Raw genomic sequence first — 22357 nt, 5'->3', positions numbered from 1 at the left:
TCATCGCGGGTCAGTCGGCGGCGGGAGCTGCCGGGACCTGTATCGCGAGCTGGTCGGCCAGACGCACGAATGCGGCCAGATCCAGTTGCTCGGGACGCAGGCTGCCATCAACGCCAGCGGCTTCGATCTCGGCGTTGCTGAGCAATTGCTTGAGGGTATTGCGCAAGGTTTTGCGGCGCTGGTTGAAGGCTTCGCGTACCACGCGCTCCAGCAACTTGTGATCCTTGGCCGGGTGTGGCAGTACCGCATGGGGCACGAGACGAACGATCGCCGAATCGACTTTCGGCGGCGGATTGAATGCGCCCGGGCCGACGTTGAACAGATGTTCCACGCGGCAATGGTACTGAACCATGATCGACAAACGACCCCAGTCACCGCCACCCGGGCCTGCGGCCAGACGCTCGACCACTTCTTTCTGCAACATGAAGTGCATGTCACGAATGATGCCGGCGTTGTTCAGCAGGTGAAAAATCAGCGGCGTGGAGATGTTGTACGGCAGGTTGCCAACCACCCGCAGGCTGTTCGGTGCGGCGTTCAGCGTATTGAAGTCGAACTTCAGCGCATCGCCCTGATGCAGGTTGAAATTGCTCATGCCGGCAAACTGCTGATTGAGGATCGGGATCAGATCCTTGTCCAGCTCCACTACGTCGAGTTGCGCGCCGGAGCCCAGCAAACCTTGGGTCAGCGCACCCTGACCGGGGCCGATTTCCAGCAGGCGGTCGTCAGGCTTGGCGTGAATGGAGCGCAGAATGCGGTCGATAACGCCGGCATCGTGGAGGAAGTTCTGACCAAAGCGTTTGCGCGCCTTGTGTTGGTATTGCTCGTTCATAAACGGGTCTCGGCCATCTGGTAGGCGGTTTCCAGGGCGACTTGCAGGCTGCCGGTGTCGATCCTGCCGCTGCCGGCCAGATCCAGGGCGGTACCATGGTCGACCGAGGTGCGGATGATCGGCAGGCCCAGCGTCACGTTGACGGCAGCGCCGAAGCCTTTGTACTTGAGCACGGGCAAGCCCTGGTCGTGGTACATCGCCAGCACTGCGTCGCAGTGCTCCAGATATTTGGGGGTAAACAGAGTGTCGGCAGGCAGCGGGCCACGAAGGTCCATGCCCTCGCCGCGCAGGCGCTCTAATGTCGGTTCGATGATGTCGATTTCTTCATGGCCCAGGTGGCCGCCTTCACCGGCGTGCGGGTTGAGGCCGCAGACCAGGATGCGGGGCCGGGCGATGCCGAATTTCTCTTGCAGGTCGGCGTGCAGGATTCGCGTCACGCGCTCCAGCCGTTCCGGGGTAATCGCGTCAGCAATCTCGCGCAGAGGCAGATGCGTGGTGACCAGCGCCACGCGCAAACCGCGAGTGGCAAGCATCATCACTACTTGCGCGGTGTGCGTCAGCTCGGCAAGGAATTCTGTGTGTCCGGAGAACGCGATACCCGACTCGTTGATCACACCTTTGTGCACCGGCGCGGTGATCATCCCGGCGAAGTCGCCGTTCAGGCAGCCGTTGCCGGCGCGGGTCAAGGTTTCGAGGACGAATGCCGCGTTGGCCTTGTCCAGTTGCCCGGCGATTACCGGTGCGCTGAGCGGCGTGTCCCAGACGTACAGGCTGTTGGCCGGCGCTGAAACATCTGGCCACTGCCCCGGCGCGACATCCAGCAGATTGACGGCCAGCCCCAGCTGCGCGGCCCGCTCAAGGAGCAGGTCGCGGCTGGTGATGGCAATCAGGGGATGTGGCTGGGCTTGCGAGGCGAGCAGCAGGCACAGGTCGGGACCGATGCCGGCTGGTTCGCCGGGTGTCAGCGCGAAACGCTTGGGTTTCACTGCGCTGCCTGGTCTGCACCAGGGAGTTTGATCTCTACGTACGCTTCGTCACGGATCTGACGCAGCCAGGTTTGCAGCTCTTCGTCGTATTTGCGGTTCCGCAGTACGGACATCGCTTGCTGCTCACGGGCCTGCTCGGTGCCGTCAGTGGCGCGACGGCCAAGGACTTCCAGCACGTGCCAGCCGTATTGGGTCTGGAATGGCTTGGACAGCTGACCTTGTGGGGTCGAAGCCATCACTTCGCGGAATTCCGGTACCAGCACGTTCGGGTCGATCCAGTTCAGGTCGCCGCCGTTGAGGGCGGAACCCGGGTCTTCCGAGTAGTTTTTCGCCAGCTCGGCAAAGTCTTCGCCGGCGGTGATGCGGTCATACAACGATTGCACCAGTGCCTTGGTCTTGGCTTCGTCGCGGATCGGGCTCGGCTTGACCAGGATGTGACGCACATGCACTTCGTCGCGCATCTGCGCTTCGCCGCCACGTTTGCCCAGCAGCTTCAGAATGATGAAGCCGCCCGGTGTACGCGCAGGCTGAGTAATGTCGCCAACGGCCATGCTGCTCAATTCACGATCGAACGGCGGTGGCAGTTGCGCGGCTTTACGCCAGCCCATCTCGCCGCCTTCCAGCGCGTTGTCGCTACCGGATTTGGCCACGGCCATCTGACCGAAGTCGGCGCCTTGCTTGAGCTGCTGGTATACATCCATGGCCTGACGATAAGCGCTCTGAATCGCTTCGGAGTTGGCGCTTTCAGGGGTTGGAATCAGGATGTTGGCCAGGTGCAGTTCTTCGGACAGTTGCATCTTGCCGAGGTCAGAGGCGAGGAAGTTCTTCACTTCCTGCTCGGACACCTGAATGCGTTCTGCCACGCGACGCTGACGCACACGGCTGATGATCATCTCGCGCTTGATCTGATCACGGGCGTCGTCATAGTTCAGGCCATCGCGAGCCAGCGCAGCACGGAACTGATCAACAGTCATGTTGTTGCGTTGGGCGATGGTGCCGACAGCCTGGTTCAGCTCTTCGTCAGTAATGCGGATGCCGGAACGTTCGCCGATCTGCAGTTGCAGGTTTTCGACGATCAGGCGCTCAAGCACTTGCTGATCGAGCACGCCGGGAGGCGGCAGGCCGCCACCGCGCTTGGCGATGGTCTGCTGAACTTCGTGAACGCGCTGGTCCAGTTGGCTCTGCATGACCACGTCGTTATCGACGATCGCCACCACTTTATCGATGGACTGTACGGCGGCGTTGGCCGCCGTACCCAGGAACAACGCGCCCAGCAGCACCGGGCGCAGACAATCAGAAAGCTTGGTCTTCACGTTCACGATAACCTTGAATGCCTTTGTCGAGGAAGCTCTCTACCTTGGCGCCAGTCAGGCCGCCGAGTCCCTTCAGAACAATTTGGAGGAAGACGCCATGGTCGCCTTTTTCGTTTTGCGGAGCTTCCTGGCTGAACTCGTCATAGGAAACCCAGTAACGATTGATCAGGCGCAGTTTCCAGCAGCAGTTGTCGTATTCGAAACCACCGAAGGCTTCCAGCGTGCGATTGCGGTTGTAGTCGTACTGCCAGCGACTGATGGCGTTCCACTGCGGAACGATCGGCCAGATGACCGAGAAGTCATGCTGCTGGATCTTGTAGTAGTCCTTCACGTAGCCAGGTTGGCCCGGGGTGCCATAGTCACCGCCGCCCACAGTCCAGCGACCGGTGTTCTGGTCGTAACGAACCTGGTCGTTACGATAGCGGTAACCGACGTTGACCACCTTGTTCGGGTTGTCTTCCGGCTGGTAGTGGAACATCGCGCTGCCAGAGCGCGGGCTGCGGCTGTCCGGGTCCCAGTTGTAGTCGGCAGTGGTGCGCCAATCGCGGTTCCAGCGGTATTCGTATTCCAGCGCGTATGGCGAAACGTCGGATTTCGCGTCGTCACGATCGTTGAAAGCGATACCCGGCAGTTGGACCTTGCGATCCTTGAAGTACAGAGCCTGGCCGACGCTGATGCGCTGACGCTCGAAACCGTTGTCTTCGATCCAGCGACTGGTCACGCCCAGAGACAGCTTGTTCTCGTCACCGACACGGTCGGAGCCGGTAAAGCGGTTGTCACGGAAGAGCGACGAGTAGTTGAACGTCGTTTCGCTGGTGTCGAATACAGGAATGTCTTCCTGATCAACCTCAGGTACATAGAGGTAGAACAGGCGCGGTTCCAGGGTCTGACGGTAGTTTTTGCCGAAGTACGACGTGTTGCGGTCGAAGTACAGGCCGCTGTCGATGCTGGCGATCGGAACACCGCGGTTCTGATTGCTATCGAATTCGCCGTTGAGCTTCTTCTGTTCTGCGGTCATCGCATCGATCTGCGATTTACCGGTACTGTCCAGATCAAGCTGATACTGCGTGTACTGATACTTCAACGATGGTTTGAGGAAACCATACGTCCAGTTCATCGGCAGGCTGACGCCCGGCTTCAGATTCAGGCGATCACCGTTGGCGCGGGCCAGACCGCTGATGTTTGTGTCCAGACGACGCTCGGCAATGCCATCTTCATTGATGAAGTCACCATCACGTAGATCGCGATCGAAACGAACCAGCTCAGTCTCGTAATCGAAATTCAGACCTTCCGGATGGTACGGCAGCTGACCATTGAAGGTGATCTGCGGCAGACGACCATACGGTGTGATGTTGGAAACGGTAGCCAACTGATATTGCTGAGCATTCAGGCGTGCTGTGTAGTTGTCGCCACGATAGCTGACCGCACCCTGCTGATTGACGAAATCATCGCTCTTCACACCAATTTGATCGGTCTGCAGATCCTGGAAGTAATACGGATCGCTGATCTTGGTGTAATCAACTTCTGTGAGCACGCGGGAGTCGAGACCGCCCTTGTGCTGCCAGTTGTACATATAGCGGGTGTCTTTGTAGTCGGACTGAAGCTTGCGATCGTCGTTCTCATCGTTGAGATACGCCGCACCGAACTGACCTTCACTCGACTTGGTCAGGTAACGGAATTCACCTTCCACCAACATGCCGCGCTTGCTCATGTAGCGCGGGTACAACGTGGCGTCGTAGTTCGGCGCCAGGTTGAAGTAGTAAGGAGTGACCAGCATGAAGCCGGTGTCGCTGCCCGAACCGATGGTCGGCGGCAGGAAACCTGACTGGCGGCGGTCGTCGATCGGGAAGTAGATGTACGGGGTGTACAGAATCGGGATGTCTTTGACGCGCAACGTCACGTTGGTTGCGGTACCGAAACCGGTCGCCGGGTTCAAGGTGATGTTGTTGCCCTTGAGCTGCCAGGCGTTGCTGTTCGGTTCGCACGTGGTGTACGTACCGTCCTTCAAGCGGATGATCGCGTTTTCGGCACGCTTGGCATACAGCGCGTTACCGCGGATGCGCGATTTGTGCATCACGTATTCGGCGTTGTCGACCTTGGCTTCACCGGTGTCGAGCTGTACATCGGCGTGGTCGCCGACGATCAGCGCGCCGTTGTCACGGATGCGCACGTTGCCGGCCAGTTCGCCACGGCTCTCGGCCTGATACAGGTTGGCCTCGTCGGCTTCGACCTGCATGCTGCCCTGACGCATGACCACGTCACCGGCGAGGCTGGCGACTTGTGTGTCCTGCTCATAACGCGACGCTTTGGCACCGATGAAGGTCGGCGCGTCACTTTTATTCGTCTTGTCATTCATGCCAGGACGAATCGGTTCGATATAGGAACCAGAGCAGTAAGGACCAGTCTCGGCCAATTGGGCGGCGGTGAGCTTCTCGCGCGGAACCCAGTCGAGGTGACTGTAGTCTTCGCTACGGGATTTCAGGCCGCGGCCCTTGGACTCGGTGACCAGTGCGGTTTTTGCACCGGTCTCTGCGTCGGAACCGTTGTCGGCCGGGGCCTCGCCAGCAGAGCTGACGGCACTGCCGTCATGCACCGGGCGCGGCGGCAATGCCGCGGCGGGCGACTTGGGCGCACAGTCCCAGCCACCCGTAGCCGAGACGGAGCAGTCATACTGCTCGGCGGCAACAACGAATTGACTGGCCAGAGGTTGCATAGCCAGCAGACTGCCGGTTACCAACAACGGAAATTTTTTACGAAACGCGGGGGATTTCAATGCCATCTTATTAGTCCGGGCTTCCTGCGTGCCATCTGCCCGCGGTGTGGGCCGCACGCCTCTCGATGGTCTGAAAAAGATGCTGGATAATAAAGCATGACCCGCTTGACGGCTAGCGCCGTCGGAGACCCTTGCAATGCCTGACCAAGATGTACGCTTGCAACACCTGAAAGTTTGGCTCGATGAGCAGTTGGCAAAGTTGTTTGCCGAGCAGGGCTGGGGCACCGTGCCCCCGGCCACGTTGACTGCGGCCAGCAGCGACGCGAGTTTCCGCCGCTACTTCCGCTGGGAGGGCGATGGTCGCAGCTTCGTCGTGATGGACGCGCCGCCCCCCCAGGAAAACTGCAAACCGTTCGTGGATATCGCTTTTTTGCTGGCGAAATCCGGAATTAATGTGCCGAAAATTTACGCCGAAGACCTCGAGCGCGGTTTTCTTTTGCTCAATGACCTGGGCAACAAGACCTATCTCGACGTCATCGATGGCGAAAATGCCGACGCGTTATTCCACGATGCCCTGCAAGCGCTGTTGGCTTTTCAACAGTTGCCGATGGTTGCGCCGTTGCCCAGTTACGACGTCGCCCTATTGCGTCGTGAGCTTGAGTTGTTCCCCGAGTGGTACGTCAAGCGCGAGCTGGGCGTCGAGTTCGATGCGGCCCAGCAGCAACAATGGCAGCACATCAGCGAGTTGCTGATCGACAGCGCGCTGGCGCAGCCGAAAGTGCTGGTGCACCGCGACTACATGCCGCGCAACCTGATGCTTAGCGAGCCCAACCCCGGCGTGCTGGACTTCCAGGACGCGGTTTACGGCCCGGTGACCTACGACGTGACCTGCCTGTTCAAGGATGCTTTCCTCAGCTGGCCGGAAGAACGCGTGCGCGGCTGGCTGGAAAGTTATTGGCAGCAGGCCTCGGCGCTGGATATTCCGGTGCAGGCGGATTTCGAAGACTTCCTGCGTGCCAGCGACCTGATGGGCGTGCAGCGCCACCTGAAAGTCATCGGCATCTTTGCGCGCATCTGCCACCGCGATGGCAAGCCGCGTTATCTGGCCGACGTGCCGCGCTTCTTCTCTTATATAGAAGCGGTGATCGCCCGCCGTCCCGAACTGGCGGAGCTGCAAGCGCTGTTCAGCAGCTTGCGTGCTGGAGCGACGGCATGAAGGCAATGATCCTGGCCGCAGGCAAAGGCGAGCGCATGCGCCCGCTGACCCTGACCACGCCGAAACCGCTGGTGCGTGCCGCTGGCGTGCCGCTGATCGAGTATCACCTGCGCGCCCTCGCGGCCGCAGGCTTCAACGAAATTGTCATCAACCACGCCTGGCTCGGTCAGCAGATCGAGGATCATCTCGGCGACGGTTCGCGTTTCGGCCTGAGCATCCAGTACTCGCCGGAAGGCGAGCCGCTGGAGACCGGTGGCGGGATTTTCCGCGCGCTGCCGTTACTTGGTGACGATGCGTTTCTGGTGGTCAACGGCGACATCTGGACCGATTACGACTTCAGCGTGCTGCACCAGCCGATCAATGGCCTGGCGCATCTGGTGCTGGCGGACAATCCGCCGCATCACCCGAAAGGCGACTTCACTCTCATCGACGGCAAAGTGCAGGACGGCGAGCCTGATGCGCAGACGCTGACTTACAGCGGCATCGCCGTGCTGCATCCGCAGTTGTTCGATGGTTGCAGCGATGGCGCGTTCAAGCTCGCGCCGCTGCTACGCAACGCCATGGCCAAAGGTGAAGTTACGGGCGAGCGGTTGAAAGGGCATTGGGTAGATGTTGGTACCTACGAGCGTCTGGCCGAAGCCGAAGCCTTGATAGAAGCGAGTCGCTGAGATGCTGTGGCCAGGGACTCTGATTGGAGCCGGAGTGGGGTACGCGATTGCCAGCATTCCGGGGGCCATGCTTGGGGCGTTGTTGGGGCAGGCGCTGGATCGGCGCCTGCACTTGCAGAGCTGGGGACACTTGCGCGAAAAGCTCGGCGGCCGGCCGATGCTGCGCAACGATGAATTGCTGTTCGTGTTGCTCGGACGTCTGGCCAAGAGCGACGGGCGCGTCACTGACGGGCATATCCAGCAGGCGCGCAACGAAATGCGCGCGCTGGAAATGAGCGAGCCGGCGACACGGCGGGCCATTGCTGCATTCAATCGCGGCAAGTCCGGCAGCGACAATCTGCGCGGCTATCTGCGTCGTTTGAGTGCGCAACCGCATGCGGCTGAAGGCGTGTTGCGCGCCTGTTGGCGAATGGTCTGGGCTGATGGTCGCGCCGGGGTCAGCGAACGCGAGTTGCTGGCGCAGTGGGGCAAGTGGCTCGGCTGGACGGCGCAGCAGGTGCAGGCATTGGCCAGCGATTACGAACCGGGCAAGCGGCCGATCGTCAGTGCGGCAGTGAGCTATCAGGAGGCGATGAAGCTGCTTGGTGTGTCAGCGAGCAGCGAGCCGGCACAGATCAAGCGCGCTTACCGGCGATTGCTCAGTCGCCATCACCCGGACAAGATCGCCGGCAGTGGCGCGACCCCGGCACAGGTGCGTGAGGCGACCGAGCGGACGCGGGAATTGCACAATGCCTATACGTTGATTCGCGAGCGACGGGATTTTCGCTAGAAATTAGATGGGTGTTGCTTTTGCTTGCCTCTTCGCGAGCAGGCTCGCTCCCACATTGAATTTTGCATAGATCCAATGTGGGAGCGAGCCTGTTCGCGAAGAGGGGCGACTCGGTCTGAATGTCAGTCAACAGCCTGAGGATTCAACCAGCCCCGCACCCGCCGAAACAATTGTTCCTGCTCAGCCTTCTTGTCCGGCAATACCTTCAGCGCCACCTGGCTGAACGCCGAGGTCTTCAGACGCTTGCTCGCCTGCATGCGCTCCAGCGCCGCGTTGCGATCCAGCGCTTTGTCCATGTAGAAAATATCCACCGTCGGCAGCTTCAGCGTCGGCGTCAGCTCGGCGAGTGGCGGCAGGGCTTTGGTCGGGACTTGCGCATCGACCATCACCAGTTTTTCCACCTGCGGCGTCTGCCGCTCGCTGAGAAAACGCGCCGCCCAATAAGCGCCGGTGCCGTGACCGAGCACGACAATGCTGCGCGCGCTCTGCTGTTCGGCGTAGGCAATCGCCGCGTCGATGCGTCCGAAGATGCGATCGGCATCGGCCTTGGCTTGTTCTTCGCTGGTCTCGGCGACCACCTGTTCGGCAACTTCCGCTTCCCCACCAGCGGCTTGCTCGATCGGTTGCGCGGTGGTGGCATCCTTGCTTGTGGTTTCCGGGGCTTTCGGCGCCGCGGCCGGTTCGATCACGCGCGGAGCAAGGGCGTCGCCTTGCAGATCCGGCAGGGTGATACTCAGGCTGCTCCACTCGACGTCCGGCAATTTGCGTCGCAACGGGCCGATTGTCTGCGGCCAGTCAGCGGTTTCGCCGGCACCGGGGACGATGATCACCGCACCTTTGGGTTCGGCGCTGTTGGCCGGTTTCCACAGGGCGAGGAAAGTGTCGCTGCCAGCCTGCAGTTGTTGCTGCTCTTGCGCCGGCAGTTTACGTTGCAGTGCGGCGGCCTCTTCCTGACTACGCTCAAGCAGTGGCTGGCGCTCGGCCGGTTTTTCTTCGGCGGGTTTATCCGTGGCGGCAGGCGCCGGGTCGGCGGCTTCGACGGAAAACGCACAAGGCAGGATCAGCGACAGGCACAATGCTGGCAGTGCCAGGCGGTAGACAGAGGGCATCGGTTATTCCAGGCCAGAAAAGTATCCCGGCAGCCTAATGGGTTGGTCAGAATTTGTCAGTGTATGAGACTTCAATGAAGCGATTTTGCTGCCTGTGGGTTATCGGCTGTTTGTGGTTTCCCTTGATGGGCTGGGCGGCGCCTGCGCCACCGGATCATGCCGCGCAATTGTCGCCAGAGCAGCAGCAATGGCTGGCGCAGCACAACGAATTGCGCGTCGGCCTGGTCTTGCAAGCACCCTACGCGACCTACGATCGGCGCCTGCAGCGATTGTCCGGGGCCAATGTCGAGTTGATGAAACTGCTGGCCAACACCCTCGGCGTGGAACTGAGCTGGCGCAACTTTCAGGATCTGGGGGCATTGGAAAACGCTTTGCGCGAGGGCGAGATCGACATCGCCCCGGGCCTCAGCCAGACCCCCAGCGCGCTGCGCCTCTGGCAGTTTTCCGACCCGTACATGCGCGTGCCGCAACTGGTGGTCAGCGACCAGAAAAGCAGCGGCGCGGTCGATCTGGAAAAGCTCGACAGCCAGACCCGCGTCGCCGTGCGCATGCCGAGCAGCACTGCCGACTATATGCGCAGCAACTATCCGCACTTGAATTTGCAAGGCGTGCCGTTGGAACGTCAGGCCTTGCAACTGCTGTTGAGTCAGCAAGCCTCCTACGCGGTGGTCGACGAAGCACAGTTGGGCCGGCTGTCGGTGGAGCCGGAGTTTGCCGAACTGGTGGTGGTTGGCGATATCGGCCTGCCGCAGCTGCTGCGCGTGGCCTCGCGGCGCGATTGGCCGGAGCTGGCCGGCATCGTCCAGAGCGCCTTGCGCGCGATCCCGGCCAAGGATCTGGAACAACTGCACAACCAATGGCTGCAGCCGAAATACCCACGGCTGACCGAATCGCCGGGGTTCTGGCAGAACCTCAGTCTGTTGTTCGCGGTGATGCTGTTCAGTTGCGCGGCGATCGTGGCGTGGCAGCGGCGCCAACAGCACAGCCTCGAACAGCGCCTGCTCAGCGCCCGCGAAGACATTGCATTGCGCGCGGCCAGTGAAGAGGCGCTGCGGCTGACACAGTTTTCCATCGACCAAAGCACCGTCGGCATTCTCTGGGTCAATTGGGACAGCCATGTGCGTTACGCCAACCGCGCGGCGGAAAACATGCTTGGTTATCCCTCGGGCGGGCTGATCGAACGGCCGCTGATCGATTTCGAGCCCGGTCTGCACATGGATCGCTGGCTCAATCTGTGGAAGCGTGCGCGGGCCAGCGAAGAAGGGCCGCTGAGCTTCGAAACCAGCTGCCTGCGCGCCGATGGCAGCGTGTTGCCGGCCGACGTGTCTTTGAGTTTCCTGCGTTTTCGCGACAGTGAATATCTGGTGGTCTACCTCACCGACGTCACCGACCGCCGCCGCGCGCTCGCCGCTTTGCAGGAAAGCGAGGCGCGCCTGCAAGGCATCGCCGCCAACGTCCCGGGTCTGGTGTTCAGGCTGGAGCGGGCACCGGTGACCGGGCAGATCGACTTTGCCTACATCAGCGAGGGCAGCGAAAGTCTGGTCGGTTATGCGCCGGCAGCCATCGCACATCGCGACATGGGCTTGCGCAGCCTCGTGCACCCCGACGACAAGGCCAGTTATCACCGCACCCAGGATCAGGCGCTGGACACTGACAGCGACTGGTCGTGGCAGGGTCGCATCGTCACGCGCCAGGGTGAGCAGCGCTGGGCCGAGATCAAGGCGATCACCCGCCAGCTGGAGGACGGCGCCTATGTGTGGGACGGCATCGTCTGGGACATCAGCGAAAGCAAACGCATCGAGCTGGAACTGGCGGCCTCGCGCGAGCAACTGCGCGAACTGTCGGCGCACCTGGAAAGCGTGCGCGAAGAAGAGAAGGCGCGCATTGCCCGGGAAGTTCATGATGAGTTGGGGCAGATGCTCACCGTGCTGAAACTGGAGACATCGATGTGCGAATTGGCCTATGCGCAACTCGATCCGGGACTCAACGAGCGGCTCAACAGCATGAAACGCCTGATCGCGCAGTTGTTTCAGCTGGTACGCGATGTGGCGACGGCGTTGCGTCCGCCGATCCTTGATGCCGGGATTGCCTCGGCCATCGAGTGGCAGGCTCGGCGTTTCGAGGCGCGCACACAGATACCGTGTCTGGTGCAGGTGCCGGACAACCTGCCGGCACTCAGCGATGCCAAAGCGGTGGGGCTGTTCCGGATTTTGCAGGAGGCGCTGACCAATGTGATGCGCCATGCTCAGGCGCACACGGTGGAGCTGACGCTGGAGCTTGCGGGCGATGAATTGTGTCTGACCGTCAGCGATGATGGCGTAGGATTTGTCGCGGCCGAGGGTAGGCCGACGTCGTTTGGCCTGGTCGGCATGCGTGAGCGGGTGCTGATCATGGGCGGGCGGCTGGAGCTGCTGAGTGAGCCGGGGGAGGGCACCAGTCTGGTGGTGCGAGTGCCGGTGAGCGAAGTCTGAGGATTTGTGTCGTGAGTGCTGACGCCTTCGCGAGCAGGCTCGCTCCCACAGGGATTGGTGTGTACCTGAAATCTGGAGAAGAACGTGATCCGTGTACTGGTAGCCGAAGACCACACCATCGTCCGTGAAGGCATCAAGCAACTGATTGGCCTGGCCAAAGATCTGCAAGTGGTGGGGGAGGCGAGCAATGGCGAGCAACTGCTCGAAACCCTGCGCAGCGTGCCGTGCGAGGTGGTGTTGCTGGACATCTCCATGCCCGGCGTCAATGGCCTGGAAGCGATCCCGCGCATTCGGGCGCTGAACAATCCGCCGGCGATTCTGGTGCTGTCGATGCACGACGAAGCGCAAATGGCCGCGCGCGCATTGAAGGTCGGCGCGGCCGGGTATGCGACCAAGGACAGCGATCCGGCGCTGCTGCTCACGGCGATCCGCAAGGTCGCGGCGGGCGGGCGCTACATTGACCCGGAACTGGCCGACCGCATGGTCTTCGAAGTCGGCCTGACCGATACCCGGCCCCTGCATTCGCTGTTGTCAGAACGCGAATTCTCGGTGTTCGAACGCCTCGCTCAGGGCGCCAACGTCAACGACATCGCCCAGCAACTGGCCTTGAGCAGCAAGACCATCAGCACGCACAAGGCGCGGCTGATGCAGAAGCTCAACATCACCTCGCTGGCCGAACTGGTGAAGTATGCGATGGAGCACAAACTCCTCTGACCATCACCGCGATCAAATGTGGAAGTGAGCCTGCTCGCGATAGCGTCTTCTCTGAAAACAATTCAGCGACTGATACACCGCTATCGCGAGCAGGCTCACTCCTACAATGGATATGCGTGCGGGCATATCCATTAGCGACAAGCGCTTTTGCCTGTTCTTGCCGCTTGCAGCTTGCCCCTTGCCGCTGCGCTTGCCCAAACGCGCCATCCTTGTAGGGCAATCCCTACCCCCAACCTTCCATTGCGCTTAAGCGATTCTCTCCTGCGCCCCGATTTGCGTGGCCGCCGCCAGCCACTAGGCTTGATGAACAAGCAGTCATCAACAACAAAGGTGTGGGTATGAGCCAGGTCGATACAAGCGCAGGGACCAGTGATGTGCTGGTCAGCTTTCGTGGTGTGCAGAAGAGCTACGACGGCGAGAACCTGATCGTCAAAGACCTCAACCTGGACATTCGCAAAGGCGAATTCCTCACCCTGCTCGGGCCGTCCGGTTCCGGCAAGACCACCAGCCTGATGATGCTCGCCGGTTTCGAAACGCCGACCGCCGGTGAAATCCTTCTGTCCGGGCGTTCGATCAACAACGTACCGCCGCACAAGCGCGATATCGGCATGGTGTTCCAGAACTACGCGCTGTTTCCGCACATGACTGTCGCGGAGAACCTTGCTTTCCCGTTGACCGTACGCGGCTTGAATAAAAGCGATGTCAGCGAGCGGGTGAAGAAAGTCCTCAGCATGGTTCAGCTCGATGCCTTCGCTTCGCGCTATCCGGCGCAGTTGTCCGGTGGTCAGCAGCAACGTGTGGCACTGGCCCGCGCGCTGGTGTTCGAGCCGCAACTGGTGCTGATGGACGAACCGTTGGGCGCCCTCGACAAGCAACTGCGTGAACACATGCAGATGGAGATCAAACACCTGCACCAGCGCCTCGGCGTGACCGTGGTCTACGTGACCCACGATCAGGGTGAAGCGCTGACCATGTCCGACCGCGTCGCGGTGTTCCATCAGGGCGAAATCCAGCAGATCGCCCCGCCGCGCACGCTTTACGAAGAGCCGAAAAACACCTTTGTCGCCAACTTCATTGGCGAGAACAACCGCCTCAACGGTCGCCTGCTCAGCCAGAGCGGCGAGCGCTGCGTGGTCGAATTGGGGCGTGGAGAGAAGGTCGAGGCGCTGGCCGTCAACGTTGGCCAGACCGGCGAACCGGTGACCCTGTCGATCCGTCCGGAGCGCGTCAGCCTCAACGGTTCGAGCGATCAATGCGTCAACCGCTTCTCAGGGAGGGTGGCGGAATTCATCTATCTGGGCGACCACGTCCGGGTGCGCCTGGAAGTCTGCGGCAAGACCGACTTCTTCGTGAAACAACCGATTGCCGAGCTCGATCCTGCGCTCAGCGTCGGCGACGTGGTACCGCTTGGCTGGCAGGTCGAGCACGTTCGTGCGCTCGATCCGCTTTTAGAGGCGCACTAAGCGCCCCGGCAATACCAACACCAACCCTGCACGTGGAGAGAACAATAAATGTTGAGATCCCTGAAGTTCACCGCCCTGACTCTGGGCCTGATGGGTGCGACCGGCGCAATGGCCGCCGGCCCGGACTTGACCGTGGTGTCGTTTGGCGGGGCGAACAAGGCGGCGCAAGTCAAAGCCTTCTATGCACCGTGGGAAGCGGCGGGTAACGGCAAGATCGTTGCCGGCGAATACAACGGCGAGATGGCCAAGGTCAAAGCCATGGTCGATACCAAGAGCGTGTCGTGGGATCTGGTCGAAGTTGAATCGCCAGAGCTGTCCCGTGGTTGCGACGAAGACATGTTCGAGCAACTCGACCCGGCACTGTTCGGCAAGACCGAAGACTACGTCAAAGGCGCCATTCAGCCGTGCGGCGTAGGTTTCTTTGTGTGGTCTACCGTGCTGGCCTACAACGCCGACAAGCTGAAAACCGCACCGACCAGTTGGGCGGATTTCTGGGACACCAAGAAATTCCCGGGCAAGCGCGGCCTGCGCAAAGGCGCCAAATACACCCTCGAATTCGCGCTGATGGCCGATGGTGTGGCGCCGAAAGACGTCTACAAAGAGCTGGCAAGCAAGGGCGGCCAGGATCGCGCCTTCAAGAAACTCGATGAGCTCAAGCCAAGTATTCAGTGGTGGGAAGCCGGTGCACAACCGCCGCAATACCTCGCTTCCGGTGACGTGGTGATGAGCTCGGCCTACAACGGTCGCATCGCGGCGGTGCAGAAAGAATCCAACCTGAAAGTGGTGTGGAACGGCGGCATCTACGACTTCGACGCCTGGGCCATCCCGAAAGGTCTGGATGCCAAACGCGCGGAAGCGGCGAAGAAATTCATCGCCTTCTCGGTGCAGCCGCAGCAGCAGAAGACCTACTCGGAAAACATCGCCTACGGCCCGGCCAACACCCAAGCCGTGCCGCTGCTGGCCAAGGATGTCCTGAAAGACATGCCGACCACCCCGGAAAACATCGCCAACCAGGTGCAGATCGACGTCAGCTTCTGGGCTGACAACGGCGAGCAACTGGAACAGCGTTTCAACTCTTGGGCTGCCAAATAAGCCAAGCATGCGGACCGATGGCTTTCCGGATGATCGTTCCCACGCTCTGCGTGGGAATGCCGCCCGGGACGCTCCGCGTCCCTGTGTGACGCAGAGCGTCACTGGAATTCATTCCCACGCAGAGCGTGGGAACGATCACTGGCAAAAGTTCGAGGTGGTTCGCCACCTCTGTAACGATCAAAGATTTGCGGAGTACGTCATGGCCATCGCCGTTCCCCTGAACGAGGGCGCCAGCCCCACCTTGAAGCAGAAGCTCAAGCACGCCGAGCGGGTCAACCGCTGGAAGGCCCAGGCACTGATTGCGCCGCTGGTGCTGTTTCTGCTGCTGGTGTTTCTGGTGCCGATCGTGGCGCTGCTCTATAAAAGCGTCGGCAACCCGGAAGTGGTTGGCGGCATGCCGCGCACTGTCACTGCCATCGCGAGTTGGGACGGCCGTGGTCTGCCCGCCGAACCGGTGTACAAGGCGGCCAGCGAAGACCTCGCCGAAGCCCGCAAAAACCAGACGCTGGGCGATCTGTCCAAGCGCTTGAACATGGAGTTGGCCGGCTACCGCAGCCTGCTGACCAAAACCGCCCGGGCGCTGCCGTTCGCCAGCGAACCGGCTTCTTATAAAGAAGCGCTGGAAGCGCTCGACGAACGCTGGGGCGACCCGGCCTACTGGCAAGCGGTGAAACGCAACACCAGCAGCATCACTCCGTATTACCTGCTGGCGGCGGTCGATCACCGCATCGATGACCTCGGCGAACTGGCTCCGGCAACCCCGGATCAGGCGATCTACCTCGATATCTTCGCCCGCACATTCTGGATGGGCCTGGTCATCACCGTGATCTGCCTGTTGCTGGCGTATCCGCTGGCGTACCTGCTAGCGAACCTGCCATCGCGGCAGAGCAACCTGTTGATGATCCTGGTGCTTCTGCCGTTCTGGACCTCGATTCTGGTGCGCGTCGCCGCGTGGATCGTGCTCCTGCAATCCGGCGGTCTGATCAACAGTGGCCTGATGGCCATGGGCATCATCGATAAACCGCTGGAACTGGTGTTCAACCGCACCGGTGTGTACATCTCGATGGTGCACATCCTGCTGCCGTTCATGATTCTGCCGATCTACAGCGTGATGAAAGGCATCTCGCCGACCTACATGCGCGCGGCGATTTCCCTCGGCTGCCACCCGTTCGCCAGTTTCTGGCGGGTGTACTTCCCGCAGACTTACGCCGGCGTCGGCGCCGGCTGCCTGTTGGTGTTCATTCTCGCGATTGGCTACTACATCACCCCGGCGCTGCTCGGCAGCCCGAACGACCAAATGGTCAGCTACTTCGTCGCTTTCTACACCAATACCAGCATCAACTGGGGCATGGCCACCGCACTCGGCGGGCTGTTGCTGTTGGCGACCGTGGTGCTTTATCTGATCTACAGCTGGCTGGTCGGCGCCAGTCGCCTGCGCCTGAGCTAAGGGGAATTTGCGATGCTGAGTCCTTACATGTCGCCCATCGAACGGGTGTGGTTCTACAGCCTGCGGATCCTCTGCGGCCTGATTCTGTTGTTCCTGATCCTGCCGGTGCTGGTGATCATTCCGCTGTCGTTCAACTCGGGGAGTTTTCTGGTCTATCCGCTGCAGGGTTTCTCGCTGCAGTGGTACCACGACTTCTTCGCCTCGGCGGAATGGATGCGTGCACTGAAGAACAGCATCATCGTCGCCCCGGCGGCGACGGTGCTGGCGATGATCTTCGGCACGCTGGCGGCGATCGGCCTGACCCGTGGCGACTTCCCCGGCAAGTCGCTGGTGATGGCGCTGGTGATTTCACCGATGGTGGTGCCGGTGGTGATCATCGGTGTGGCGAGTTATCTGTTCTTCGCGCCGCTGGGGCTGGGCAACAGCTTCTTCTCGCTGATCGTCGTGCATGCGGTATTGGGTGTGCCGTTTGTGATCATCACCGTGTCGGCGACGTTGCAGGGGTTTAATCACAATCTGGTGCGTGCTGCTGCGAGTCTCGGAGCATCGCCGCTGACTGCATTTCGCCGGGTGACCTTGCCGCTGATTGCGCCGGGAGTGATTTCCGGGGCGCTGTTTGCCTTTGCCACTTCTTTCGATGAAGTGGTGGTGACGCTGTTCCTTGCCGGGCCTGAGCAGGCTACATTGCCTCGGCAGATGTTCAGCGGCATTCGCGAAAACCTCAGTCCGACGATTGCGGCTGCGGCGACGTTGCTGATCGCTTTCTCGGTGATTCTGCTGCTGACGCTGGAATGGTTGCGGGGGCGCAGCGAGAAGCTGCGTACTGCCCAGATCTAAAATCAAGATCAAAAGCTTACCCCCTCACCCCAGCCCTCTCCCCGAGGGGGCGAGGGGGAAGGGAGCAGATCTTCGTGGCTTTCGCGGCCGAAGTTCGACTCGGTAATTCAGGTCGATGTATTTCGAGAGTACAACCCGGTCAGTCCCCTCTCCCTCCGGGAGAGGGTTAGGGTGAGGGGCTCTTGATCTTCCTATCCGATCAACCATTCACACCCTGAATAGCAGACAACCCCAAATCCCCAGCTAATCTTGTGCCCAGCTCCCACATCTATAAGAGGCTGCGCACCATGAGTCTGTCCCAGTTCAAAATCGCTCACAAACTGATCACCGGCGCCGCAGCCATCGAACAACTGGCCGCCGAACTCACCCGCCTCGACATCGACAACCCGTTGATCGTCACCGACGCCGCGCTGGTCAAATCCGGCACCGTCGAGCTGGCGCTGGTGCAACTCGGCGGGCGCGAGTACGAGATTTTCGACCGTGTGCTGCCCGATCCGGAAATCGCCATCGTCGAAGACTGCATGCGCGCCTATCGCGAAGGCGGGCATGACGGTTTGATCGGCCTCGGGGGCGGCAGCGCCATCGATATTGCCAAAAGTGTCGCCGCCTACGCCGGATATCACGGCGCACTGGAAGATCTGTTCGGCGTCGATCAGGTGCCGCGCAAAGGCCCGCCGCTGATCGCCATCCCGACCACCGCCGGCACCGGCTCTGAAGTGACCAACGTGGCGATCCTCTCGGACAAGGTCGCGCAGTTGAAGAAAGGCATCGTCAGCGACTATCTGTTGCCGGACGTGGCGCTGGTCAGTCCGCAAATGACCCTGACCTGTCCGCGCAGCGTTACCGCCGCCAGTGGTGTCGATGCACTGGTGCACGCCATCGAATCCTACCTGTCGGTGAATGCCTCGCCGATCACCGATTCCCTCGCCATTGGCGCGATCAAGCTGATCGCCAGCGCCTTGCCCAAGGCCTACGCCAACGGCGCCAACCTGCAAGCGCGCGAAGACATGGCCACCGCCAGCCTCATGGCCGGTATGGCGTTCGGTAACGCCGGGGTGGGTGCGGTGCATGCGTTGGCGTATCCGCTGGGCGGGCGCTTCAACATTGCCCACGGCGTCAGCAACGCCTTGCTGCTGCCCTATGTGATGACCTGGAACAAAATGGCCTGTGTCGAACGCATGCAGGATATCGCCGAAGCCATGGGCGTGAAGACCGCTCATCTGAGCGCCAGCGAAGCTGCGGACAAAGCCGTGGAGGCCATGACCGACCTGTGCGCGGCGGTGGAAATCCCTGCCGGGCTGCGCAGTTTCGGCGTACCTGAGGAAGCAATTCCGGCGATGGCCGTGGAGGCCGCCGGCATCGAGCGCTTGATGCGCAACAACCCGCGCAAACTCAGCGCCGGCGACATCGAGAAGATCTACCGCGCGGCTTACTGAGGCGCGGTCGCTGAGGGCTCATGGCACAACCCAATCATCGCCGTCCCGGTGCGCGTGTGGAAACTTGAGGTATACAATGCGCGCCATCGTGATTTAGCTCAGCACAGGTGCGTCATGCAGCCCTTCGTAATTGCTCCGTCGATCCTCTCCGCCGACTTCGCCCGCCTCGGCGAGGAAGTAGACAACGTTCTCGCCGCCGGCGCCGACTTCGTCCACTTCGATGTCATGGACAACCACTACGTACCGAACCTGACGATCGGCCCGATGGTCTGTGCGGCGCTGCGCAAGTACGGCGTCACCGCGCCGATCGACGCGCACCTGATGGTCAGCCCGGTGGACCGCATCGTCGGCGATTTCATCGAAGCCGGCGCGACCTACATCACCTTCCACCCGGAAGCCACTTTGCACGTCGATCGCTCGCTGCAGCTGATCCGAGAAGGCGGCTGCAAGTCCGGTCTGGTGTTCAATCCGGCGACTCCGCTGGACGTGCTCAAGTACGTGATCGACAAGGTCGACATGGTCCTGCTGATGAGCGTCAACCCGGGCTTCGGCGGGCAAAAGTTCATCCCCGGCACCCTCGACAAATTGCGTGAAGCGCGGGCGATCATCGACGCTTCCGGTCGCGACATCCGCCTGGAAATCGACGGCGGCGTCAACGTCAACAACATCCGCGAAATTGCCGCTGCTGGTGCTGACACCTTCGTCGCCGGCTCGGCCATTTTCAACGCGCCGAACTATCAGGAAGTCATCGACAAGATGCGTTCCGAACTGGCACTGGCACGCCCATGAGCGGTTTTGAGCAGTTGTTCCCGGGGCAACTGCCACGGTTGGTGATGTTCGATCTGGATGGCACGCTGATCGATTCGGTTCCCGACCTGGCAGCGGCGGTGGACACCATGCTGCTCTCCCTCGGCCGTCCGCCGGCGGGTATCGAAGCGGTGCGCGAATGGGTCGGCAATGGCGCGCCGGTGCTGGTGCGTCGGGCCTTGGCGGGTGGCATCGATCACGCGGCAGTGGACGACGCTGAAGCCGAGCGCGCACTGGAGATTTTCATGGAGGCGTACGGCGCCAGCCATGAACTGACTGTGGTCTATCCCGGTGTGCGCGACACGCTCAAGTGGCTGCACAAGCAAGGCGTGGCCATGGCGTTGATCACCAACAAGCCGGAGCGCTTCGTCGCGCCTCTGCTCGATCAGATGAAGATCGGGCGCTACTTCAAGTGGATCATCGGCGGCGATACCCTGCCCCAGAAGAAGCCTGACCCGGCGGCGCTGTTTTTCGTAATGAAAATGGCCAACATTCCGGCCTCGCAATCGTTGTTCGTCGGCGACTCGCGCAGCGATGTGCAGGCGGCGAAAGCAGCGGGGGTCAAGTGTGTGGCGCTGAGTTATGGCTACAACCATGGCCGGCCGATTGCCGAGGAATCGCCGGCACTGGTGATCGACGATTTGCGCAAACTAATTCCCGGTTGCCTGGATCTGGCCGGTGGGATAACGTTGCCCGACGCTGTTCAACCCCCTTCTGGAAACGCCATCGTGGTGGTCACTCGCAAACTCTGGATGAAAGTCATCAAGGCCCTGGCCCGTTGGCGTTGGCGCGCCTGACTGATTCTGGCCGGCCGTGCCGGCGCGTTTGCATACCTGATTGATTGCACCTCACACCACGAGGCACCTTATGAATCGCGAAGAATTCCTGCGTCTGGCCGCTGACGGCTACAACCGCATCCCGTTGGCTTGCGAAACCCTGGCCGACTTCGACACGCCGCTGTCGATCTACCTGAAACTGGCCGACCAGCCCAACTCCTACCTGCTCGAATCGGTGCAGGGCGGCGAAAAATGGGGCCGTTACTCGATCATCGGCCTGCCGTGCCGCACCGTGCTGCGAGTCCACGACCATCACGTCAGCATCACCGTGGATGGCGTCGAGACCGAAAGCCACGAGGTTGAAGACCCGCTGGCGTTCGTCGAAACCTTCAAGGCGCGCTACAACGTGCCGACCATCGCCGGCCTGCCGCGCTTCAACGGTGGACTGGTCGGTTACTTCGGTTACGACTGTGTGCGCTATGTCGAGAAGCGTCTGGGCAAATGCCCGAACCCGGATCCGCTGGGCGTGCCGGACATTCTGCTGATGGTTTCCGACGCCGTTGTGGTGTTCGACAACCTGGCCGGCAAGATGCACGCGATCGTCCTCGCCGACCCTGCGCAGGCCGATGCCTTCGAGCAAGGCCAGGCGCGGTTGCAGGAACTGCTCGAGCAACTGCGTCAGCCGATCACCCCGCGTCGTGGCCTGGATTTCAGCAAACAGCAATCGGCCGATCCGGTGTTCCGTTCGAGCTTCACTCAGGACGATTACGAAAAAGCCGTCGACACCATCAAGGAATACATCCTCGCCGGCGACTGCATGCAGGTGGTGCCGTCGCAGCGCATGTCGATCGACTTCAAGGCTGCGCCGATCGATCTGTATCGCGCGCTGCGTTGCTTCAACCCGACGCCGTATATGTACTTCTTCAACTTCGGCGATTTCCACGTCGTCGGCAGCTCGCCGGAAGTGCTGGTGCGCGTCGAAGACAACCTGATCACCGTGCGCCCGATCGCCGGCACGCGCCCACGCGGCGCCACTGAAGAAGCCGATGTGGCGCTGGAGCAGGACCTGCTCTCGGATGACAAGGAGATCGCCGAGCACTTGATGCTGATCGATCTGGGCCGCAACGATACCGGGCGCGTTTCGGAAATCGGTTCGGTGAAGCTCACCGAGAAAATGGTCATCGAGCGTTATTCCAATGTGATGCACATCGTCTCCAACGTCACCGGCCAGTTGAAGTCTGGCCTGACCGCGATGGACGCACTGCGAGCAATTCTGCCGGCGGGTACTTTGTCCGGCGCACCGAAGATTCGCGCGATGGAAATCATCGACGAACTCGAGCCGGTCAAGCGTGGCGTATACGGCGGTGCGGTCGGTTACTTCGCCTGGAACGGCAACATGGACACCGCCATTGCCATTCGCACGGCGGTGATCAAGAACGGCGAGCTGCACGTGCAGGCCGGCGGCGGCATCGTTGCCGACTCGGTGCCGGCGCTGGAATGGGAAGAAACCCTGAACAAACGCCGCGCGATGTTCCGCGCCGTGGCCCTGGCCGAGCAGACCCCGGACGCCTGACACGCAATTTCCCATGTGGGAGCGAGCCTGCTCGCGAAGAGGTGAGTCAGTCACCGTTGATGCTGACTGACCCAGCGCTTTCGCGAGCAGGCTCGCTCCCACATTAGGTTTTGTGTTGAGGCATAAAAAAAAGCGGCG

19 protein-coding genes are annotated in these 22357 nt (G+C 61.1%); 13 read left to right on the top strand and 6 right to left on the bottom strand.

Annotation, left to right across the window (positions count from 1 at the left end; genetic code table 11):
- Window positions 1-10: 10 nt before the first annotated feature.
- Genes rsmA through D8U70_RS08070 form a run of 4 tightly spaced genes read right to left on the bottom strand, consistent with a single transcriptional unit; the run spans window position 11 to window position 5907 of the window.
- Complete coding sequence (gene rsmA / locus D8U70_RS08085) at window positions 11-829, bottom strand: 16S rRNA (adenine(1518)-N(6)/adenine(1519)-N(6))-dimethyltransferase RsmA (protein ID WP_041476699.1); 819 nt, start codon at window positions 827-829, stop codon at window positions 11-13.
- Window positions 826-1815 (bottom strand): 4-hydroxythreonine-4-phosphate dehydrogenase PdxA, encoded by a 990-nt coding sequence (gene pdxA, locus D8U70_RS08080; RefSeq protein WP_130928614.1) that lies wholly within the window; start codon window positions 1813-1815, stop codon window positions 826-828. The genes rsmA and pdxA overlap by 4 nt, the downstream gene beginning before the upstream one ends.
- On the bottom strand, window positions 1812-3134 hold the full coding sequence (surA, locus tag D8U70_RS08075; protein WP_177433953.1) for a peptidylprolyl isomerase SurA: 1323 nt from the start codon (window positions 3132-3134) through the stop codon (window positions 1812-1814). The genes pdxA and surA overlap by 4 nt, the downstream gene beginning before the upstream one ends.
- The gene (locus D8U70_RS08070) at window positions 3109-5907 is read right to left on the bottom strand and encodes an LPS-assembly protein LptD (RefSeq protein WP_130928613.1); all 2799 of its coding nucleotides are present in this window, start codon (window positions 5905-5907) and stop codon (window positions 3109-3111) included. Before D8U70_RS08070 ends, surA begins: the two co-directional genes overlap by 26 nt.
- 130 nt (window positions 5908-6037) lie before the next feature.
- Between D8U70_RS08070 and D8U70_RS08065 the strand changes: the two genes are divergently transcribed.
- The 3 genes from D8U70_RS08065 to D8U70_RS08055 are packed head-to-tail and all read left to right on the top strand — an operon-like array spanning window position 6038 to window position 8494.
- A complete protein-coding gene (locus D8U70_RS08065; protein ID WP_016772900.1) occupies window positions 6038-7057 on the top strand; it encodes a phosphotransferase in 1020 nt (339 codons plus the stop codon).
- Window positions 7054-7725, top strand: a complete 672-nt coding sequence (gene murU, locus D8U70_RS08060; protein ID WP_130928612.1) for an N-acetylmuramate alpha-1-phosphate uridylyltransferase MurU — start codon at window positions 7054-7056, stop codon at window positions 7723-7725. Before D8U70_RS08065 ends, murU begins: the two co-directional genes overlap by 4 nt.
- Window position 7726: 1 nt before the next feature.
- Window positions 7727-8494, top strand: coding sequence for a TerB family tellurite resistance protein (locus D8U70_RS08055; RefSeq protein ID WP_073476573.1), 768 nt, complete (start codon window positions 7727-7729; stop codon window positions 8492-8494).
- A 122-nt stretch (window positions 8495-8616) separates the two neighbouring features.
- Here D8U70_RS08055 and D8U70_RS08050 read toward each other — a convergent pair whose 3' ends face one another.
- Window positions 8617-9603, bottom strand: a complete 987-nt coding sequence (locus D8U70_RS08050; RefSeq protein ID WP_130928611.1) for an alpha/beta hydrolase family protein — start codon at window positions 9601-9603, stop codon at window positions 8617-8619.
- Window positions 9604-9677: 74 nt separating this feature from the next.
- Here D8U70_RS08050 and D8U70_RS08045 point away from each other — a divergent pair, with 74 nt between their 5' ends.
- Window positions 9678-12074 (top strand): sensor histidine kinase, encoded by a 2397-nt coding sequence (locus D8U70_RS08045; RefSeq protein ID WP_130928610.1) that lies wholly within the window; start codon window positions 9678-9680, stop codon window positions 12072-12074.
- An 84-nt stretch (window positions 12075-12158) separates the two neighbouring features.
- A complete protein-coding gene (locus D8U70_RS08040; RefSeq protein WP_003228820.1) occupies window positions 12159-12788 on the top strand; it encodes a response regulator transcription factor in 630 nt (209 codons plus the stop codon).
- A gap of 12 nt (window positions 12789-12800) precedes the next feature.
- Here the strand turns inward: D8U70_RS08040 and D8U70_RS08035 are convergent, their stop codons facing one another.
- The gene (locus D8U70_RS08035) at window positions 12801-12986 is read right to left on the bottom strand and encodes a hypothetical protein (protein ID WP_130928609.1); all 186 of its coding nucleotides are present in this window, start codon (window positions 12984-12986) and stop codon (window positions 12801-12803) included.
- Window positions 12987-13126: 140 nt separating this feature from the next.
- Between D8U70_RS08035 and D8U70_RS08030 the strand changes: the two genes are divergently transcribed.
- The 8 genes from D8U70_RS08030 to trpE all read left to right on the top strand — a co-directional run bounded on the left by D8U70_RS08030 (window position 13127) and on the right by trpE (window position 22219).
- On the top strand, window positions 13127-14251 hold the full coding sequence (locus tag D8U70_RS08030; protein ID WP_041476689.1) for an ABC transporter ATP-binding protein: 1125 nt from the start codon (window positions 13127-13129) through the stop codon (window positions 14249-14251).
- Between the two features lie 48 nt (window positions 14252-14299).
- On the top strand, window positions 14300-15343 hold the full coding sequence (locus tag D8U70_RS08025; RefSeq protein WP_016772907.1) for an ABC transporter substrate-binding protein: 1044 nt from the start codon (window positions 14300-14302) through the stop codon (window positions 15341-15343).
- Window positions 15344-15542: 199 nt separating this feature from the next.
- Window positions 15543-16790 carry an ABC transporter permease gene (locus D8U70_RS08020; RefSeq protein WP_130928608.1) on the top strand — a complete coding sequence of 416 codons (1248 nt, stop codon included), beginning with the start codon at window positions 15543-15545 and terminating at the stop codon, window positions 16788-16790.
- 12 nt (window positions 16791-16802) lie between these two features.
- A complete protein-coding gene (locus tag D8U70_RS08015) occupies window positions 16803-17627 on the top strand; it encodes an ABC transporter permease (protein ID WP_122748123.1) in 825 nt (274 codons plus the stop codon).
- A gap of 287 nt (window positions 17628-17914) precedes the next feature.
- Window positions 17915-19063: an iron-containing alcohol dehydrogenase gene (locus tag D8U70_RS08010; protein ID WP_122748122.1), complete on the top strand. Its 1149-nt coding sequence runs from the start codon at window positions 17915-17917 to the stop codon at window positions 19061-19063.
- Window positions 19064-19177: 114 nt separating this feature from the next.
- Window positions 19178-19852, top strand: coding sequence for a ribulose-phosphate 3-epimerase (rpe, locus tag D8U70_RS08005; RefSeq protein WP_007918813.1), 675 nt, complete (start codon window positions 19178-19180; stop codon window positions 19850-19852).
- Window positions 19849-20667, top strand: coding sequence for a phosphoglycolate phosphatase (locus D8U70_RS08000; RefSeq protein ID WP_110646329.1), 819 nt, complete (start codon window positions 19849-19851; stop codon window positions 20665-20667). Before rpe ends, D8U70_RS08000 begins: the two co-directional genes overlap by 4 nt.
- Window positions 20668-20737: 70 nt before the next feature.
- A complete protein-coding gene (trpE, locus tag D8U70_RS07995) occupies window positions 20738-22219 on the top strand; it encodes an anthranilate synthase component I (protein WP_122699644.1) in 1482 nt (493 codons plus the stop codon).
- Window positions 22220-22357 lie beyond the last annotated feature (138 nt).

The organism is Pseudomonas sp. Sample_20 (genome assembly GCF_004307585.1).
Lineage (GTDB): Bacteria > Pseudomonadota > Gammaproteobacteria > Pseudomonadales > Pseudomonadaceae > Aquipseudomonas > Aquipseudomonas atacamensis.
This window is presented reverse-complemented; position numbering and strand designations above follow the sequence as displayed.

Bases quoted from the DNA above. Each gene is read 5' to 3' on its own strand.
- rsmA (WP_041476699.1), bottom strand. From the start codon at position 829: ATGAACGAGCAATACCAACACAAGGCGCGCAAACGCTTTGGTCAGAAC.
- D8U70_RS08070 (WP_130928613.1), bottom strand. From the start codon at position 5,907: ATGGCATTGAAATCCCCCGCGTTTCGTAAAAAATTTCCGTTGTTGGTA.
- D8U70_RS08065 (WP_016772900.1), top strand. From the start codon at position 6,038: ATGCCTGACCAAGATGTACGCTTGCAACACCTGAAAGTTTGGCTCGAT.
- murU (WP_130928612.1), top strand. From the start codon at position 7,054: ATGAAGGCAATGATCCTGGCCGCAGGCAAAGGCGAGCGCATGCGCCCG.
- D8U70_RS08055 (WP_073476573.1), top strand. From the start codon at position 7,727: ATGCTGTGGCCAGGGACTCTGATTGGAGCCGGAGTGGGGTACGCGATT.
- D8U70_RS08050 (WP_130928611.1), bottom strand. From the start codon at position 9,603: ATGCCCTCTGTCTACCGCCTGGCACTGCCAGCATTGTGCCTGTCGCTG.
- D8U70_RS08045 (WP_130928610.1), top strand. From the start codon at position 9,678: ATGAAGCGATTTTGCTGCCTGTGGGTTATCGGCTGTTTGTGGTTTCCC.
- D8U70_RS08030 (WP_041476689.1), top strand. From the start codon at position 13,127: ATGAGCCAGGTCGATACAAGCGCAGGGACCAGTGATGTGCTGGTCAGC.
- D8U70_RS08025 (WP_016772907.1), top strand. From the start codon at position 14,300: ATGTTGAGATCCCTGAAGTTCACCGCCCTGACTCTGGGCCTGATGGGT.
- D8U70_RS08020 (WP_130928608.1), top strand. From the start codon at position 15,543: ATGGCCATCGCCGTTCCCCTGAACGAGGGCGCCAGCCCCACCTTGAAG.
- D8U70_RS08015 (WP_122748123.1), top strand. From the start codon at position 16,803: ATGCTGAGTCCTTACATGTCGCCCATCGAACGGGTGTGGTTCTACAGC.
- D8U70_RS08010 (WP_122748122.1), top strand. From the start codon at position 17,915: ATGAGTCTGTCCCAGTTCAAAATCGCTCACAAACTGATCACCGGCGCC.
- rpe (WP_007918813.1), top strand. From the start codon at position 19,178: ATGCAGCCCTTCGTAATTGCTCCGTCGATCCTCTCCGCCGACTTCGCC.
- D8U70_RS08000 (WP_110646329.1), top strand. From the start codon at position 19,849: ATGAGCGGTTTTGAGCAGTTGTTCCCGGGGCAACTGCCACGGTTGGTG.
- trpE (WP_122699644.1), top strand. From the start codon at position 20,738: ATGAATCGCGAAGAATTCCTGCGTCTGGCCGCTGACGGCTACAACCGC.